Origin of the sequence: Burkholderia sp. Se-20378 (genome assembly GCF_017104665.1) — a bacterium.
In the GTDB taxonomy this organism is placed as follows: Bacteria; Pseudomonadota; Gammaproteobacteria; order Burkholderiales; family Burkholderiaceae; genus Burkholderia; species Burkholderia lata.
Genome location: NZ_JAAGPG010000193.1, coordinates 1 through 14,900 on the forward strand (window position 1 = coordinate 1; position 14,900 = coordinate 14,900).

At 65.1% G+C, this 14,900-nt stretch carries 14 protein-coding genes; 2 read left to right on the forward strand and 12 right to left on the reverse strand.

Translation table 11 applies throughout. From position 1 onward, the window contains the following. The 11 genes from hflK to ndk form a co-directional block, all read right to left on the reverse strand. A partial coding sequence (hflK, locus tag G3N93_RS20325) for an FtsH protease activity modulator HflK (RefSeq protein WP_206133797.1) occupies positions 1-1,231 on the reverse strand: 1,231 nt, incomplete at its 3' end. A gap of 47 nt (positions 1,232-1,278) precedes the next feature. Beyond that, positions 1,279-2,454 carry a GTPase HflX gene (hflX, locus tag G3N93_RS20330; RefSeq protein ID WP_174946413.1) on the reverse strand — a complete coding sequence of 392 codons (1,176 nt, stop codon included), beginning with the start codon at positions 2,452-2,454 and terminating at the stop codon, positions 1,279-1,281. 72 nt (positions 2,455-2,526) lie between these two features. Next, on the reverse strand, positions 2,527-2,766 hold the full coding sequence (gene hfq / locus G3N93_RS20335) for an RNA chaperone Hfq (protein WP_006399927.1): 240 nt from the start codon (positions 2,764-2,766) through the stop codon (positions 2,527-2,529). A 154-nt stretch (positions 2,767-2,920) separates the two neighbouring features. Then, on the reverse strand, positions 2,921-4,258 hold the full coding sequence (der, locus tag G3N93_RS20340) for a ribosome biogenesis GTPase Der (protein ID WP_051890220.1): 1,338 nt from the start codon (positions 4,256-4,258) through the stop codon (positions 2,921-2,923). A 247-nt stretch (positions 4,259-4,505) separates the two neighbouring features. Then, positions 4,506-5,651, reverse strand: coding sequence for an outer membrane protein assembly factor BamB (bamB, locus tag G3N93_RS20345; RefSeq protein WP_174946415.1), 1,146 nt, complete (start codon positions 5,649-5,651; stop codon positions 4,506-4,508). A 41-nt stretch (positions 5,652-5,692) separates the two neighbouring features. Beyond that, positions 5,693-6,322 carry a tetratricopeptide repeat protein gene (locus G3N93_RS20350; RefSeq protein WP_174941083.1) on the reverse strand — a complete coding sequence of 210 codons (630 nt, stop codon included), beginning with the start codon at positions 6,320-6,322 and terminating at the stop codon, positions 5,693-5,695. A 55-nt stretch (positions 6,323-6,377) separates the two neighbouring features. Next, the gene (gene hisS / locus G3N93_RS20355) at positions 6,378-7,718 is read right to left on the reverse strand and encodes a histidine--tRNA ligase (protein WP_206133798.1); all 1,341 of its coding nucleotides are present in this window, start codon (positions 7,716-7,718) and stop codon (positions 6,378-6,380) included. Positions 7,719-7,734: 16 nt separating this feature from the next. After that, positions 7,735-9,039, reverse strand: coding sequence for a flavodoxin-dependent (E)-4-hydroxy-3-methylbut-2-enyl-diphosphate synthase (ispG, locus tag G3N93_RS20360; protein ID WP_089494984.1), 1,305 nt, complete (start codon positions 9,037-9,039; stop codon positions 7,735-7,737). Between the two features lie 112 nt (positions 9,040-9,151). Then, on the reverse strand, positions 9,152-10,180 hold the full coding sequence (locus G3N93_RS20365; RefSeq protein WP_174941087.1) for a helix-turn-helix domain-containing protein: 1,029 nt from the start codon (positions 10,178-10,180) through the stop codon (positions 9,152-9,154). 164 nt (positions 10,181-10,344) lie between these two features. Further along, positions 10,345-11,484 carry a 23S rRNA (adenine(2503)-C(2))-methyltransferase RlmN gene (gene rlmN / locus G3N93_RS20370; protein ID WP_069248105.1) on the reverse strand — a complete coding sequence of 380 codons (1,140 nt, stop codon included), beginning with the start codon at positions 11,482-11,484 and terminating at the stop codon, positions 10,345-10,347. Positions 11,485-11,539: 55 nt separating this feature from the next. Next, positions 11,540-11,965 (reverse strand): nucleoside-diphosphate kinase, encoded by a 426-nt coding sequence (gene ndk, locus G3N93_RS20375; RefSeq protein ID WP_011352265.1) that lies wholly within the window; start codon positions 11,963-11,965, stop codon positions 11,540-11,542. 249 nt (positions 11,966-12,214) lie between these two features. Between ndk and G3N93_RS20380 the strand changes: the two genes are divergently transcribed. Next, a complete protein-coding gene (locus G3N93_RS20380) occupies positions 12,215-12,913 on the forward strand; it encodes a Bax inhibitor-1/YccA family protein (RefSeq protein WP_006761414.1) in 699 nt (232 codons plus the stop codon). A 63-nt stretch (positions 12,914-12,976) separates the two neighbouring features. On the opposite strand, the gene rlmD is transcribed toward G3N93_RS20380, so the two are convergent. Next, entirely contained in the window at positions 12,977-14,431 is a 1,455-nt protein-coding gene (gene rlmD, locus G3N93_RS20385; protein WP_241026620.1) for a 23S rRNA (uracil(1939)-C(5))-methyltransferase RlmD, read from the reverse strand. A 165-nt stretch (positions 14,432-14,596) separates the two neighbouring features. Here rlmD and G3N93_RS20390 point away from each other — a divergent pair. Next, on the forward strand, positions 14,597-14,900 hold a 304-nt coding region (locus G3N93_RS20390), incomplete at its 3' end, for an endonuclease/exonuclease/phosphatase family protein (protein WP_374196489.1).

Sequence of the window (14,900 nt, forward strand, 5' to 3'; positions counted from 1 at the left end):
ATCGCGACGTTCGGGCCGAGCACGACGCCGCATCGGGCGCGGAGGCGCCCGTGGACCCCGCGGCGTTTTGTCGCCCCTGTTCGACGAGCTTGTCGAGCGGCAGATACACGACGCTATTGCCGCCCTTGTTGCCGACGAACACCTTGGTCGAGTTCGAATAGATTTCCTGCATCGTCTCGAGATACATCCGCTCGCGGATCACCGCGGGCGCCTTCGAGTACTGCGCATAGACCTGCTTGAAGCGGTCGGCATCGCCTTCGGCTTCCGTGACGACGCGATCGGCATACGCCTTCGCTTCGTCGACGAGCTTCGCCGCATCGCCCTGCGCCTTCGGCAGCAGGTCGTTTGCATACGCCTGTGCGGCGCGCTTCGCGGCCTCGCGCTCGTCGCGCGCCTTCGCGACTTCGCCGTACGCGGCCTGCGTCTGCTCGGGCGCCGCAACGCTCTGCATCGTGACGGCCGTCACCTCGAGCCCCGACTGGTAGCGATCGAGATCGCGCTGGATCGCGGCGGAAAGCTGCTCGCGCAGCGCATCGCGGTCCTGGTTCAGCACGTCGGCTGCGCTGCGCGTGCCGACGATCGCACGTACCGCGGCCTGGGCGGCCTGCGAGACGCTGCGCTCGGGATCGACACTGCGGAACAGGTAATCGGTCGCGGATCGGATGCGGTACTGGACGATGAAGCGCACGTCGACGATGTCGGCATCGCGCGTCAGCATCGCTGCTTCCTTCACGTTCGCGAGACGCACGACGTTGTTGCGGCCGATCTCGATCGAGCGGACCTGCGCCGTATCGACGATCTCGTGCGACGCGAACGGATACGGTGCGCGCCAGTGCACACCCTGGCCGACCGTGCCCGACAGCTTGCCGAGCTGCAGCACGACGCCCGTCTGCCCTTCCTGTACGACGAACAGCCCGCTGCCCGCGTAGACCGCGACCAGCACGCCGATCACGATGCCGACGCCGACTCGCGCGGCTCGCCCGTTGTCAGGACGGAAGCCGTTGCCGCCCTTGCCGCCGAACAGGCCGTTCAGGCGCCGGTTGAAGTTGCGCCACATCTCGTCGAGATCGGGCGGACCATCGCCGTCGCCGCCTTGCGGGCGCTTCGATTCGTTCGGGCGGGGACGGGATCCGTCTTTGCCATTGCTTTCGCCGCGTCCCCAGCGGGGATCGTTGATCGACAGCAAGGCGCGCATCCGCCGCCAGGTACTCCGCTCGTTGTATTCGTTCACCAGAGTTTGTTCACCAGATTAGACGCCGGCGAACCGGCCGGGACCGGTTAGCGCCCGTGTTCGGAAATCGTGTGGTCTTCGTGTGGTTCAGCGGGGGCGCCGTCGAGCGCGCCGTTGGGTAACGTCGCGCTGGAAAGGTGTTCCGCGGAGGCGATTTCGGCGATGGCGGCACGCAACGCGTCAAGACCCTGACCGGTGCGCGCGCTCAAAAAGACGCGCGAAATATTACCATACTCGTCCCGCTCGACCGCGTCGCCGCGGGCCGCCAGCTCAGGCACGGCGTCGATCTTGTTGAACACCAGCACCTGCCGGATCGTGTCCGCGCCGATCTCGTGCAGCACGCCATTGACCTGCTCGATCTGTTCGAGCCTGACCGCGCTCGACGCATCGACCACGTGCAGCAGCAGATCCGCGTGGATCGTTTCCTCGAGGGTCGCGCGGAATGCGGCGACCAGCTGGTGAGGCAACTCGCGGATGAACCCGACCGTATCCGACACGACGATCTGGCCGACCTCGTCACCGAGGTACACGCGCCGCGACGTCGTATCGAGCGTGGCGAACAGCTGGTCGGCCGCATAGGCCTGCGCCTTCGTCAGCGCGTTGAACAGCGTCGACTTGCCCGCGTTCGTATAGCCGACGAGCGACACCGACATCGTGCCGCTGCGCGCGCGCTGCCGGCGTTGCGTGCTGTGTTGCCGGCGCAGCCGGTCGAGCCGCGACTTCAGCATCTTGATGCGTTCGCCGATCAGCCGGCGGTCGGTTTCGAGCTGGGTTTCACCGGGGCCGCGCAGGCCGATACCCCCCTTCTGCCGCTCAAGGTGGGTCCACGCGCGAATGAGTCGCGTCGACAGGTACTGAAGCTGCGCGAGCTCGACCTGCAGCTTGCCTTCGTGGCTGCGGGCACGCTGTGCAAAGATGTCGAGGATGAGGCTGGTGCGATCGACCACGCGCCTGTTAAGTGCCTGCTCCAGATTACGTTGCTGGGCGGGCGCCAGGGCGTGGTTGAAGATGACGATTTCGACGTTGTGCGCGTCGCAGGCGAGCCGGAGTTCTTCGGCTTTGCCGCTGCCGATGAACATCTTGGCATCGGGACTGGAGCGACGACCCGTGAGGGTGACTGCGGGACGGGCCCCCGCGCTGGAGGCGAGAAGACTGAGTTCTTCGAGACTGGCTTCGAAATCGGTCTTGCCGAAATCGATGCCGACGAGCGCTGCGTTGATCAAATTTTCAGGTGTCAAGATAAGGCGGCTGGCATCGGTCGCTCGCGGCGACCGGATGCCGGCCGCTGCGATAAGTTAGGACGAGGCTTCCGCGTCCGGGTGGAAATTCACCGGGCGCGCCGGCACGACCGTCGAGATGGCGTGCTTGTACACCATCTGGGTCACCGTATTACGGAGCAACACGACGTACTGGTCGAACGATTCAATGTTCCCTTGAAGCTTGATGCCGTTAACGAGGTAGATCGAAACGGGAACGTGCTCTTTGCGCAGTGCGTTCAAAAACGGGTCTTGTAACAATTGCCCTTTGTTGCTCATGGCGTACTCCATCTTTTTTTGCAGGTTGATCTGGGTTGGCGGCGAAGAAAAAGAGATCCGGCGCCAATCGCTACACTATAGCCGATTTTGCCTGGCCCGCCCGGGGCATAGGCCTTGCGGCCAACCCCTTGCGTGACGCGTGTAACAGACGTCTTCAGCTCTTGTCCGCGTACGGATTGTTCGACGAACGGAACTCTATGCGCAATGGAGTCCCTGTCAGCGAGAAAGTTTCGCGGAACCGGTTTTCCAGGTAACGCTTGTACGTTTCCGTCACGGCGTCGAGCGCGTTCCCGTGGATGACGATGATCGGCGGATTCTGGCCGCCCTGGTGCGCGTAGCGCAGCTTCGGACGCACCGGGCCGCGACGGCGCGGCTGCTGAAACTCGACCGCTTCGATCAGCGCGCGCGTGAGTTTCGGCGTCGGCAGTTTCGCCATCGCCGCCGCGTATGCGTCGTCGACCGAGCGCATCAGCGTGCCGATGCCGGTCTTCTTCGTGGCCGAAATGAAGTGCGATTTCGCGAAGTCGAGGAATTTCAGCTTGCGGGTCAAATCCGCTTTCGCGCGTTCGCGCGCATGCTCGTCAAGGCCGTCCCACTTGTTGACGCCGATCACGAGCGCACGACCCTGTTCGACGACGAAGCCGGCGATGTGTGCGTCCTGGTCGGAAATGTCCTGCTGCGCATCCAGCAGAAGAATGACGACGTTCGCGTCGGAGATCGACTGCAGCGTTTTCACGACCGAGAACTTCTCGATCGCCTCGAACACCTTGCCGCGGCGGCGCAGGCCGGCCGTGTCGATCAGCGTGTATTTCTTGCCGTTACGCTCGAAGTCGACGTAGATCGAATCGCGCGTCGTGCCCGGCATGTCGAACGCGATCACGCGATCCTCGCCGATCAGCGCGTTCACGAGCGTCGACTTGCCGACGTTCGGACGGCCGACGATCGCGATCTTGATGCCGCGCGACGGGTCGTTCTCGTCCTCTTCCTCCGGACGGTCCGCATATGCGACATCCAGCGCCTCGTTGATCATGTCGGTGACGCCGTCGCCGTGCGCAGCCGAGATCGCACGCGGATCGCCGAGCCCGAGCTCGTAGAAGTCCGTCGCGACCGCCGTGTACTTCATCCCCTCGGCCTTGTTGACGACGAGGAAGATCGGCCGGCCGGTCTTGCGCAGGTAGTCGGCGATCGACTTGTCCTGCGGCGCAAGCCCGTTGCGGCCGTCGACGATGAAGACGACAACGTCGGCTTCCTCGACGGCCTGCCGCGTCTGGCGTGCCATCTCGTGCAGGATGCCGTCCTTCGCGACGGGCTCGAAGCCGCCCGTGTCGACGACCAGGTACGGCCGCTCGCCGACGCGCCCTTCGCCGTAATGGCGATCGCGCGTCAGGCCCGGCAAGTCGGCGACCAGCGCATCACGCGAGCGCGTGAGCCGGTTGAACAGCGTGGATTTCCCCACATTGGGGCGCCCAACGAGGGCAATGACCGGTTTCATCTGTGTTTTCTACGGTGAAGCGCAGCAGCGGGAGGCCCGCTGCTGCGGGCGGCTGCGCTGAATGAAAATATCACGAATTCGCGCCGCGCCGGATGCGCGCGCCTGGCGCGCAATGCGCGCCATCGTCTTTCGTCTGGAACTGCCTTTCAAATACCGAGCGGCCGGGAGCACCGGCCGCCTTCAAGTCGCGCGGCCGCAGCGCGCGGGACAAGCCCGTCGCGCCGCGGCCGCGCATGTTTCCTGCGCGTCAGCGCGGACGGAATCCGTACAGGCCGCCGTCCTTCGTCTGCACGACGAGCGTATTGCCCGCGAGGACCGGCGCCGCCGTAATCGCGCTGCCGTCGGTCTTCATCCGTGCGATGAAGCTGCCGTCTTCGCGCGACAGGAAGTGCACGAAGCCCTTGTAATCGCCCATCACAACTGCGTGCCCGAGCAGATACGGCACGCCGACGTCACGGCTCTTCAGCTTGTCGTTGCGCCACAGTTGGTTGCCCGAAGCGGCGTCGTACGCGGTCACGACCGACCAGTCGTCGCCGCCGGCGACTACCGAATCGTCCTGCGCGAGACCGCTGCGGCTCGAGAACGCCTTTTCCCACAGCGGGCGGCCCGAGTTCGCATCGAAGCAGCCGAGCTGCCCCTGGAACGTTACCGCACAGGCTTCCGCGCCCACGAGCGTCGGCGGGCCGCTGACGTCGTTGATGCGCTCGACCTCGGTCACGCCCTTCGGGAACGACACCGGCGTCTGCCAGAACGGCTCGCCCGTCTGCAGGTTGATCGCGACCAGCCCGCCGCCGGGGAAGCCCGCCAGCACCGCCGCGTCACCCGCGAACGTCATGCCGGCCGACACGCGCAGGTTCAGCGGCACCGCGCGGTTGCGGTAGTTCCACTTCTGCTCGCCCGTCTGCGCGTTGAACGCGATCACCTGGCCGTCGATCGTGCGGACGACCACGAGGCCGTTGCCGACGAGCGGCGGCGAGAAGATCTCGCCCTGCACGCTGGTATTCCACAGTTGCTTGCCGTCCGGGCCCAGCACGAACACGCCGCCCTTCAGCGCGCCGACTGCGGTCAGGTTGCCGTCGCTGCCGACACCGGCCGACAGGTCGGAACCGACCTTCGCGCGCCAGAGCGTCTGGCCCGTCTTCGCGTCGATCTTCTCGACCGAACCGTTTTCGCCCGCTGCATAGACGGCGTCGCCCACGGCCACCGGCGAGAACAGGTAGCGCCCGCCCTTGCCGACGCTCGCCTTCCAGACCTGTTGCACGTCCATCACGGGCTTGAACTCGGTGAGCGGCGTCGGCACGCGGCGCGCGTCCTTCGACGACGAGCAGGCCGCCAGTGCGAGGACAGCCGCCGCGCAGGCAACGGGCACAGCGTAACGTTTCAGCAAATTCATCGGTTAGCGAAGCAGAGTTAAGAGGTTGAGGGGACCGGGGTTCAGCCGCCGAGCGCGTCCAGCTTGAACTGCACGAGCTGACGCGCAGACTGGTCGTCCTTCGACAGGCCGTCGAGCGCAAGCTTGTAAGCCGCGCGCGCATCGTCGGTCTTGCCTTGCGCGGCAAGCAGATCGCCGCGGCGATCGGCCACGAGGCCCTTGAATGCATCGACCGGCGTACCCGACAGCAGCGCGAGGCCCGCATCGTACGCCTTCTCGTCGAGCAGCAGCGACGCGAGACGCAGCTTCGCGATCTGCTTGTACTCGTCATCCTTGGCGTGATCGACGGCCCATTGCAGCTGCGCCTTCGCACCGGCCGAATCGCCGGCTGCGTACAGCGTCTTCGCGGCGGAGAGTGCAGTCATCTGCGCATACGGCGTGCTGCCGAACTTGTCTTCCATGTCGGCGGCCGCGCGAGCCATCGTTGCCTTGTCGTTCGCGGCGGCGGCCTTCTGGACCTGTTCGTACAGCCCGGACGCCTCGGCAGCCTGACGGCGCTGCCAGTAGTTCCAGCCGTTGAAACCGGCCGCGACGACGAGCGCCGCGAGCACGATCCACGTGGTGAGGTTGCCCCAGCGGGCCCACCACGCCTTGAGACTTTCAATCGATTCTTGTTCGTCGTGATAACTCATCGGCGAGCGATTCCTTCCTGTTCAGGCCGTTTTTGTCGAGCGGATGCCAGCGCGATCAGTCGTCGCCGTCTTCGGCGGATGCAACCATCGCATTGATTAGGAATTCGGTCAAGCCTTCGACCGGTACGGTCTGCTGAACGTTCTTTTCCCCGTCTGCGCCCGCACCGCGCAGCGCTTTCACGCCCACCGTGCCGTTTGCAACCTCTTCTTCACCGAAGATCACCGCGAACGCGGCGCCGCTTGCGTCGGCCCGTTTCATTTGCGACTTGAAGCTCGCCGGCGCGCCGTCGGCGCTGCAGTGGAAGATCACGTCGAGGCCCGTATCGCGCAGGCGCTCGGCCGCGATGAACGCCTGTTCGCGCGCGGTCTCGCCCTGGTGCACGACGTATACGTCGACGCCTTCCTGCTCCGGTGCGAGATCCTCTTCCTTCAGCAGTTCGAGGATCCGCTCGATGCCCATTGCCCAGCCGCACGCGGCGGTCGGCTTGCCGCCGAGCTGCTCGATCAGCGGATCGTAGCGGCCACCGGCTGCGACGGTGCCCTGCGCACCGAGCTTGTCGGTCACCCACTCGAACACGGTCAGGTTGTAGTAGTCCAGACCGCGCACGAGACGCGGGTTGATCTTGAACGGAATGTTGTTCGCGAGCAGCAGGCGCTGCAGCCCTTCGAAGTGCGCGCGCGATTCGTCGCCGAGGAAGTCGATCAGCTTCGGCGCGTTCTGCGCGATGTCCTGCAGCGCGGGGTTCTTCGTGTCGAGCACGCGCAGCGGGTTCGTATACAGGCGGCGCTTTGCATCCTCGTCGAGCACGTCGGTGAACTGCTCGAGGTACTTGATCAGTTCGACGCGATGCGCGGCGCGCTCTTCGGCGAGGCCGAGCGAGTTGATCTCGAGCTTGATGCCGGTCAGGCCGAGGTCGTCCCACAGGCGCTGGCACATCATGATGATTTCGGCATCCGCATCAGGGCCCGCGAAGCCAAGGGCCTCGACGCCGACCTGGTGGAACTGGCGATAGCGGCCGCGCTGCGGACGCTCGTGACGGAACATCGGGCCGATGTACCACAGGCGCTTCGGGCCGTCGTACAGCATGTTGTGCTCGATCGACGCGCGCACGACGGCCGCGGTATTTTCCGGGCGCATCGTCAGGTTCTCGCCGTTCAGCGCGTCGGTGAAGCTGTACATCTCTTTTTCGACGATGTCGGTGACCTCACCGATGCCGCGCGTGAAAAGCTGCGTGTGCTCGACGATCGGCGTGCGGATGTTCTGGTAACCGTATGCGCGCAGCAGCGATTTCACCGTAGCCTCGAAGAACTCCCAAAGGCCGGCATCCTGCGGAAGGATGTCGTTCATGCCCTTGACGCCGGTGAGCTTCTCGATCTTGCGTTTTTGTTCAGTCATCGTGTGTGTGGACGAATTAGTTCGTGGCCTCAGCGCGGCCGTAGTTGCGTTCGACGTAGTCGCTGACGATCTGCTGGAATTCCTCGGCGATCCGCTCGCCGCGCAGCGTCTTGACCTTCTCGCCGTCGATGAAGACAGGCGCGGCCGGGTTCTCGCCCGAGCCCGGCAGGCTGATGCCGATGTTCGCGTGCTTCGATTCGCCCGGGCCGTTGACGATGCAGCCCATCACCGCGACGTTCATTTTCTCGACGCCCGGATACTCCTTGCGCCAGACCGGCATCTGCTCGCGCAGGTAGGTCTGGATCTGCATCGCGAGTTCCTGGAACAGCGTGCTCGTCGTACGGCCGCAGCCCGGGCACGCGATCACCATCGGTGCGAACGAACGCAGGCCCATCGTCTGCAGGATTTCCTGGCCGACGATCACCTCGCCCGTGCGCGACGCGCCCGGTTCCGGCGTCAGCGAGATGCGGATCGTGTCGCCGATCCCTTCCTGCAGCAGCACGCCGAGTGCAGCCGTCGACGCGACGATGCCCTTCGAGCCCATGCCCGCCTCGGTCAACCCGAGGTGCAGCGCGAAGCCGCAGCGGCGGCTGAGTTCGCGGTACACGGCGATCAGGTCCTGCACGCCGCTGACCTTGCACGACAGAATGATGCGGTCGCGGCCGAGGCCCAGTTCGACCGCACGCTCGGCCGAGCCGATCGCCGACTGGATCAGCGCCTCGTACATCACGCTCTGCGCATCCCACGGCTGCGAACGCGCGCCGTTCTCGTCCATCATGCGCGCGAGCAGATCCTGGTCGAGACTGCCCCAGTTCACGCCGATCCGCACCGGCTTGTCGTACTTGGCCGCGGCCTCGATCATCTGCGCGAACTGCGTATCGCGCTTCGCGCCCTGGCCGACGTTGCCCGGGTTGATCCGGTACTTCGACAGCGACTCGGCGCAGCCCGGGTAGTCACGCAGCAGCAGGTGGCCGTTGTAGTGGAAATCGCCGACGAGCGGCACGGTCACGCCCATGCGGTCGAGCTGCTCGCGGATCGCCGGCACGGCGGCCGCGGCCTCGGGCGTGTTGACCGTGATGCGCACCAGTTCGGAGCCCGCGTTCGCGAGTTCCTTGATCTGGATTGCCGTGCCGATCGCGTCGGCCGTGTCGGTATTCGTCATCGACTGCACGCGCACCGGCGCGTCGCCGCCGATCGTCACGAGCTGCCCGCCCCAGCGGACATCCACCGCATGCGATACACGGCGCGGCTGATGCCCGCCGAACACCGGCTCGGTTGAACAAATCTGACTGCTGCGTGGGGATTGAGCTTCGGATTGCATCGATAGATCCATTTACGCGGAATGCGCCGCGACGCGGCGCATGAATTGAAAAAGCGCCGTGCCCTCACGGCCTGCCGATATCGACGACAGGCCTTCGCCACGGCGCTTGACGTCAGGGCAACGTGAACCGCGCCACATTACCCCGCGCTGCCGAATATTTTGCCGGATCGACAGGTTTTCCGTCGAACGCGATCGCGTCGAGGCCCGCCTTGTTGCCGATCGTGACCTTGAACGGGCCGTCGCCCGCGACCTGCTTCGCCTCGCTGCTGTGCACCAGCCCGGAGAACAGCTCCTTGCCGTTCTTGTCGCGCACACTGAACCAGCTGTCCTGCTTGACCTTCAGTTCCACCATCGACTGACCGGCCGCGACGACGACGCTCGCCGGCTGAGCCGGTGCGGCGGCGCTTGCGGCCGTCGTTGCCACGACGGGCTGCGATGCAGCCGCGGTCACCACCGGCGCCACGGGTGCAGGCGCCGGAGCAGCCGACGCAACGGCCGGCGCCGGGGCTGCAGACGCAACGGCCGGGGCCGGAACCTCATTCGCAACCACGGCGGACGCACCGCCCGAAGCCGCCTCTTCGACGGATGACGACGATGCCGCCGCCGGCACGCTCGCGGCCGATGCATGCTCCGCGTCGCCGCCTTTGAAGCGTGCGAGCAGGCTCGACGAATCGCCGCCAGTGTGCCACATCAGTACCGCAACCACCGCGACGACGACGATCCCCGTGCCCCACAGCCAAGGGTGATGACGGGACGATCCGCCCAGCGGAATCGAAACACGGCCGCGCGGCAGATCCGTCCCCGACGACGCGGGCATCGACAGGTCGACTTCCGGCACCCCGCGCTCACGGCGCAACGCCTGCGCGAACGGTTCCGGATCGACGCCGAGCATCTTCGCGTAGCTGCGCACGACACCGAGCGCGAATGTCACACCGGGCAAATGGCTGATGTCACCGGCCTCGAGCGCCCGAAGCTTCTGCGGTGCGACCTTGAGTCGCGCCGACACGTCGTCGACGGTCCAACCCCTTGTCTCCCGAAGCTGCGCCAGTCGGCTGCCGACTGCCGCAAGCGATTCCAACCCTGCCGGTGCCGGCTTCGCGCCATTCGTCTCTGCGCCGTTAGACGGCTGCGGCTCACTCATCCTTGTCCTCGCGTCGATTCTTCTTCACTGGCGGCCGCCGCCGATTCCCGCCGGCCGGCACCCGCAACTGTCCATACCATGCGCGACGCCGAGGCGCCGCGACCGATCGCTATTCGCGTGTTGTACCGCTTAAAGGTCCTAGCATCCCCGGCTAGGCGTCCCTGTCAAATCGCCCGAACTTCGATGATTTTTCCTGCTGCGCCCGTACGTTCCGCGAGGCGCGTGCGGTCCTTCACTGCGCCGGCCAGCTGGCCGCATGCGGCATCGATGTCGTCGCCGCGCGTCTTGCGCACGGTCGTGACGACACCCGCGTCGATGAGGACCTGCGCAAAGCGCTTGATCTGCTCCGGCTTCGAGCGGATGAGGCCCGATTCCGGAAACGGATTGAACGGGATCAGATTGAACTTGCACGGCACGTCGCGCGTGACGGCCAGCAGTTCGCGCGCATGCGCTTCGGTGTCGTTGACGCCGTCCAGCATGCAGTATTCGAAAGTAATGAAGTCGCGCGGCGCGACTTTCAGATAACGCTGGCAAGCCGCCATCAGCTCGCGCAGCGGATACTTCTTGTTGAGCGGCACCAGCTCGTCGCGCAGCGGATCGTTCGGCGCGTGCAGCGAAACGGCCAGCGCGACCGGCAGTTCGGCACCGAGGCGGTCCATCATCGGCACCACACCGGACGTCGACAGCGTAACGCGGCGGCGCGACAGGCCGTACGCGTTGTCGTCGAGCATCAGCCGCATCGCCGGCACGACCGCGCTGTAATTCAGCAGCGGCTCGCCCATGCCCATCATCACCACGTTGGTGACGACCCGTTCGGCCTTGCCGTTCGGGCCGGGCGCACGGCCCAGTGACGCTCGCAATGCAAATTCGGCCATCCGTAGCTGGCCGATGATTTCGGCTGTCGACAGGTTGCGGGAAAAGCCCTGCTTGCCCGTCGAACAGAAGCGGCAGTTGACCGCACATCCGGCCTGCGACGACACGCACAGCGTGCCGCGCGTCTCTTCCGGGATGAACACGGTTTCGACCGCATTGCCGTTTCCGACGTCGATCAGCCACTTGCGCGTGCCGTCGGTGGAAACGTGATCGCTGGCGATCTCGGGCATGCCGATCGACGCGCGGCCCTTGAGTTTCTCTCTCAAGGACTTCGCGAGATCGGTCATGCCGTCGAAGTCGCCAGCGTTGTACTGATGGATCCAGCGCTGCAACTGCTTGGCGCGGAACGGCTTCTCGCCGAGGCTGCCGCAGTACGCGACAAGACCCTCGGCATCGAAGTCGAGAAGATTGACGGAAGTTTCGCTCGTCATGATGTGCTGCCTTGCCGCGTGCGCTGAATCCTGCCTACTTGCTGCCAGCCAGGGCTTAGCGCGAGTAAACGTTCATTTCCGGGAAGAAGAACGCGACTTCGACCGCTGCCGTTTCAGCAGCGTCCGAGCCGTGCACGGCGTTCGCGTCGATGCTGTCGGCGAAATCGGCGCGGATCGTGCCCTTTTCTGCCTTCTTCGGATCCGTTGCGCCCATCAGGTCGCGGTTCTTCAGGATCGCGCCTTCACCTTCCAGAACCTGGATCATCACCGGGCCCGAGATCATGAAATCGACGAGGTCCTTGAAGAACGGACGCGCTGCGTGAACCGCGTAGAACTTCTCTGCGTCTGCACGCGACAGGTGTGCCATGCGCGATGCGACGATCTTCAGGCCGGCGCCTTCGAAACGGCTGTAGATCTGGCCGATCACGTTCTTTGCCACCGCATCCGGCTTGATGATCGACAGGGTGCGCTCGATTGCCATAAAAACTCCAAAAAATTAAGAAGTTACAGGTTCAAATGAATCCGCTATTGTAGCACGATCCCGTGTATCATTGCGATTGAACCCTTACACGCATGAAAGGTTCAGAATCCAAATGTTTTGTGCCGCACGGCCATTGAAACCTCCCGGCACGGAACGTATCTTAGCCATAGCTGCTCCGGTTTGCTGCGCCGCACACCGCGTGTGCCGAACCGGCCCCGGACGCCCATGCGTTCAATGTTAGGAGAAACCATGAACGACTATCCGTACAATTTCGGCCGCGGCGGTTCCGTCAGCACCGCCGAGGTTCGCAACCGCGTGCTGCGGAACACGTACTGGCTGCTCGCGCTGTCGATGGTACCGACCGTGCTGGGCGCCTGGGTCGGCGTCGCGACGGGCTTCTCGCTGTTCGCGGCCACGAGCCCGATGATGAGCCTGCTCGCGTTCTTCGCGATCGCGTTCGGCTTCATGTTCGCGATCGAGCGGACCAAAAACAGCGCGGCCGGCGTGTTCGTGCTGCTCGGCTTCACGTTCTTCATGGGCCTGATGCTGTCGCGGCTGCTGAGCTTCATCCTCGGCTTCTCGAACGGCCCGTCGTTGATCATGCTCGCGTTCGGCGGCACCGGCATCATCTTCGCCGCGATGGCAACGATCGCCACCGTCAGCAAGCGTGATTTCTCGGGGCTCGGCAAGTGGCTGTTCATGGGCGTGATCGTGATCCTGCTCGCATCGGTCGCGAACATCTTCCTGCAACTCCCGGCGCTGATGCTCACCGTGTCGGTGCTCGCGATCGCGATCTTCTCGGCCTACATGCTGTTCGACGTCCAGCGCGTCGTGAACGGCGGCGAGACGAACTACATCTCGGCAACGCTCGCGATCTACCTCGATCTGTACAACGTGTTCACGAACCTGCTCGCGCTGCTCGGTATCTTCGGCGGCAACCGCAACTGACGTTCGCTACACCCATGAAAAAACCGGCCCGCGGGCCGGTTTTTTTACGTCCACCGCCTGGGCTCAGTCGCGCTCGAACAGTGCGATCGATTCGACGTGCGACGTATTCGGGAACATGTTCACGACACCGGCGCCCTTCAGGCGGTAGCCGGCCTCGTGCACGAGCAGGCCCGCGTCGCGCGCCAGCGTCGACGGGTTGCACGACACGTAGACGATGCGCTTCGGCAGCGGGCCCTCGCCGCTCTGCGCGATCTCGGCCAGCGCCTTCGACACCGCGAGCGCGCCTTCGCGCGGCGGGTCGATCAGGAACTTGTCGAATGCGCCGAGCGCGCGGATGTCGTCGCCCGTCACTTCGAACAGGTTACGACAGGCAAACGTCGTGTGGCCGTCGACACCGTTCTCGCGCGCGTTCGCCAGCGCGCGCGTCGTCAGCGTGTCGCTGCCTTCGATGCCCATCACCTCACGCGACAGCCGCGCGAGCGGCAGCGTGAAGTTGCCGATCCCGCAGAACAGGTCGAGCACACGGTCGTCACGGGACGGTGCGATCAGACGCAGCGCGCGGCCCACCAGCACGCGGTTGATCTGATGGTTGACCTGCGTGAAGTCGGTCGGCTTGAACGGCATGCGGATGCCGAATTCCGGCAGCGTGTAGTCGAGCGATACGTCGAGCGGATAGAACGGCGCCACCGTATCCGGACCTTTCGGCTGCAGCCAGAACTGCACCTTGTGCTCGTCGGCGAACGCGCGCAGCAGCGCTTCGTCGTCCGCGTTGATCGGCTCCAGCACGCGCAGCACGAGCGCCGTGACTTCCGAACCGACCGCGAGCTCGATCTGCGGCATCCGATCGCGGATCGACAGCCCCTCGACGAGCCGGCGCAGCGGCACGAGCATCGCCGACACGTGCGGCGGCAGCACTTCGCAGCTCGTCATGTCGGCGACATAGCTGCTCTTCTTCTCGTGGAACCCCACCAGCACGCCGCCCTTCTTCGCGACGTTGCGCACGGTCAGGCGTGCGCGGTAGCGATAGCCCCACGACGGGCCGTGGATCGGCGCGAACATCGTTTCCGCGCGCAGCTTCGCCAGGTGCCACAGGTTGTCCTCGAGCACGCGCTGCTTGACCGCCACCTGTGCGCGCATGTCGAGATGCTGCATCGAGCAACCGCCGCAGGTGCCGAAGAACGCGCATTTCGGCTTCGTGCGCATCACGCTCGGGCGCAGAATGTCGACAACCGTCGCCTGCTCGTAGCTCGGCTTGCGTCGGAAGCTCGAATAGGTCACGCGTTCGCCCGGCAGCGCACCCTCGACGAAGATGACCTTGCCCGGCTCGCCGTCCTCGGTGATCGTGCGGCCGACACCGCGCGCTTCCATGTCGAGCGATTCGATCTCGAGAACCGGGGCGATTCCGGGCGCGACGGGCGCATTTCTAGATTTGCGCGCAGAAGTGGGGACGGCTTCGGACACCAGCTTTTCCTGACAAACGTTGAAGAAGGCGAGATTGTAGACGACGAAGGCCCGCATCGCCCGCTTTGCATGCGGCAAGCGTCGATACTTGAGCATAGACGGCCCGGCATTGCGCCGGAGCGGCCACCTAGGCGGCCCGGGAGCACCGGCGACCGGGTGGGCTCGTGGAGCCGATCCGGGAGCGGCCCTCGGCCCGAAACCCGCCCGACAGGAGATTCAACCTTGCGACTGATCGACTGGAACATCCAATGGGGTCGGGACGCGGACGGCGTCGTCGATCTTTCGCGCACCGTCGCGGCGATCCATGAGCTCGGCGATTTCGACGTGCTGTGCCTGCAGGAGGTCACGCGCGGCTTCAGCGCTCTGCCCGGCCGCCCCGGGGCCGACCAGTTCGCCGAACTCGCGGCCCTGCTGCCCGGATATACGATCGTCGAAGCGATCGGCGCCGACTTGCCGCCCATTGAAACCGGCGCACCGCGCCGCCAGTTCGGCAACGCGATCGCGACCCGGCTGCCGGTCGGGCGCG

What these genes read in the sequence shown, in the direction of transcription:
- hfq (WP_006399927.1), bottom strand. Translation starts at nt 2,766, where the DNA reads ATGAGCAACAAAGGGCAATTGTTACAAGACCCGTTTTTGAACGCACTG.
- der (WP_051890220.1), bottom strand. Translation starts at nt 4,258, where the DNA reads ATGAAACCGGTCATTGCCCTCGTTGGGCGCCCCAATGTGGGGAAATCC.
- bamB (WP_174946415.1), bottom strand. Translation starts at nt 5,651, where the DNA reads ATGAATTTGCTGAAACGTTACGCTGTGCCCGTTGCCTGCGCGGCGGCT.
- G3N93_RS20350 (WP_174941083.1), bottom strand. Translation starts at nt 6,322, where the DNA reads ATGAGTTATCACGACGAACAAGAATCGATTGAAAGTCTCAAGGCGTGG.
- hisS (WP_206133798.1), bottom strand. Translation starts at nt 7,718, where the DNA reads ATGACTGAACAAAAACGCAAGATCGAGAAGCTCACCGGCGTCAAGGGC.
- ispG (WP_089494984.1), bottom strand. Translation starts at nt 9,039, where the DNA reads ATGCAATCCGAAGCTCAATCCCCACGCAGCAGTCAGATTTGTTCAACC.
- G3N93_RS20365 (WP_174941087.1), bottom strand. Translation starts at nt 10,180, where the DNA reads ATGAGTGAGCCGCAGCCGTCTAACGGCGCAGAGACGAATGGCGCGAAG.
- rlmN (WP_069248105.1), bottom strand. Translation starts at nt 11,484, where the DNA reads ATGACGAGCGAAACTTCCGTCAATCTTCTCGACTTCGATGCCGAGGGT.
- ndk (WP_011352265.1), bottom strand. Translation starts at nt 11,965, where the DNA reads ATGGCAATCGAGCGCACCCTGTCGATCATCAAGCCGGATGCGGTGGCA.
- G3N93_RS20380 (WP_006761414.1), top strand. Translation starts at nt 12,215, where the DNA reads ATGAACGACTATCCGTACAATTTCGGCCGCGGCGGTTCCGTCAGCACC.
- rlmD (WP_241026620.1), bottom strand. Translation starts at nt 14,431, where the DNA reads ATGCGGGCCTTCGTCGTCTACAATCTCGCCTTCTTCAACGTTTGTCAG.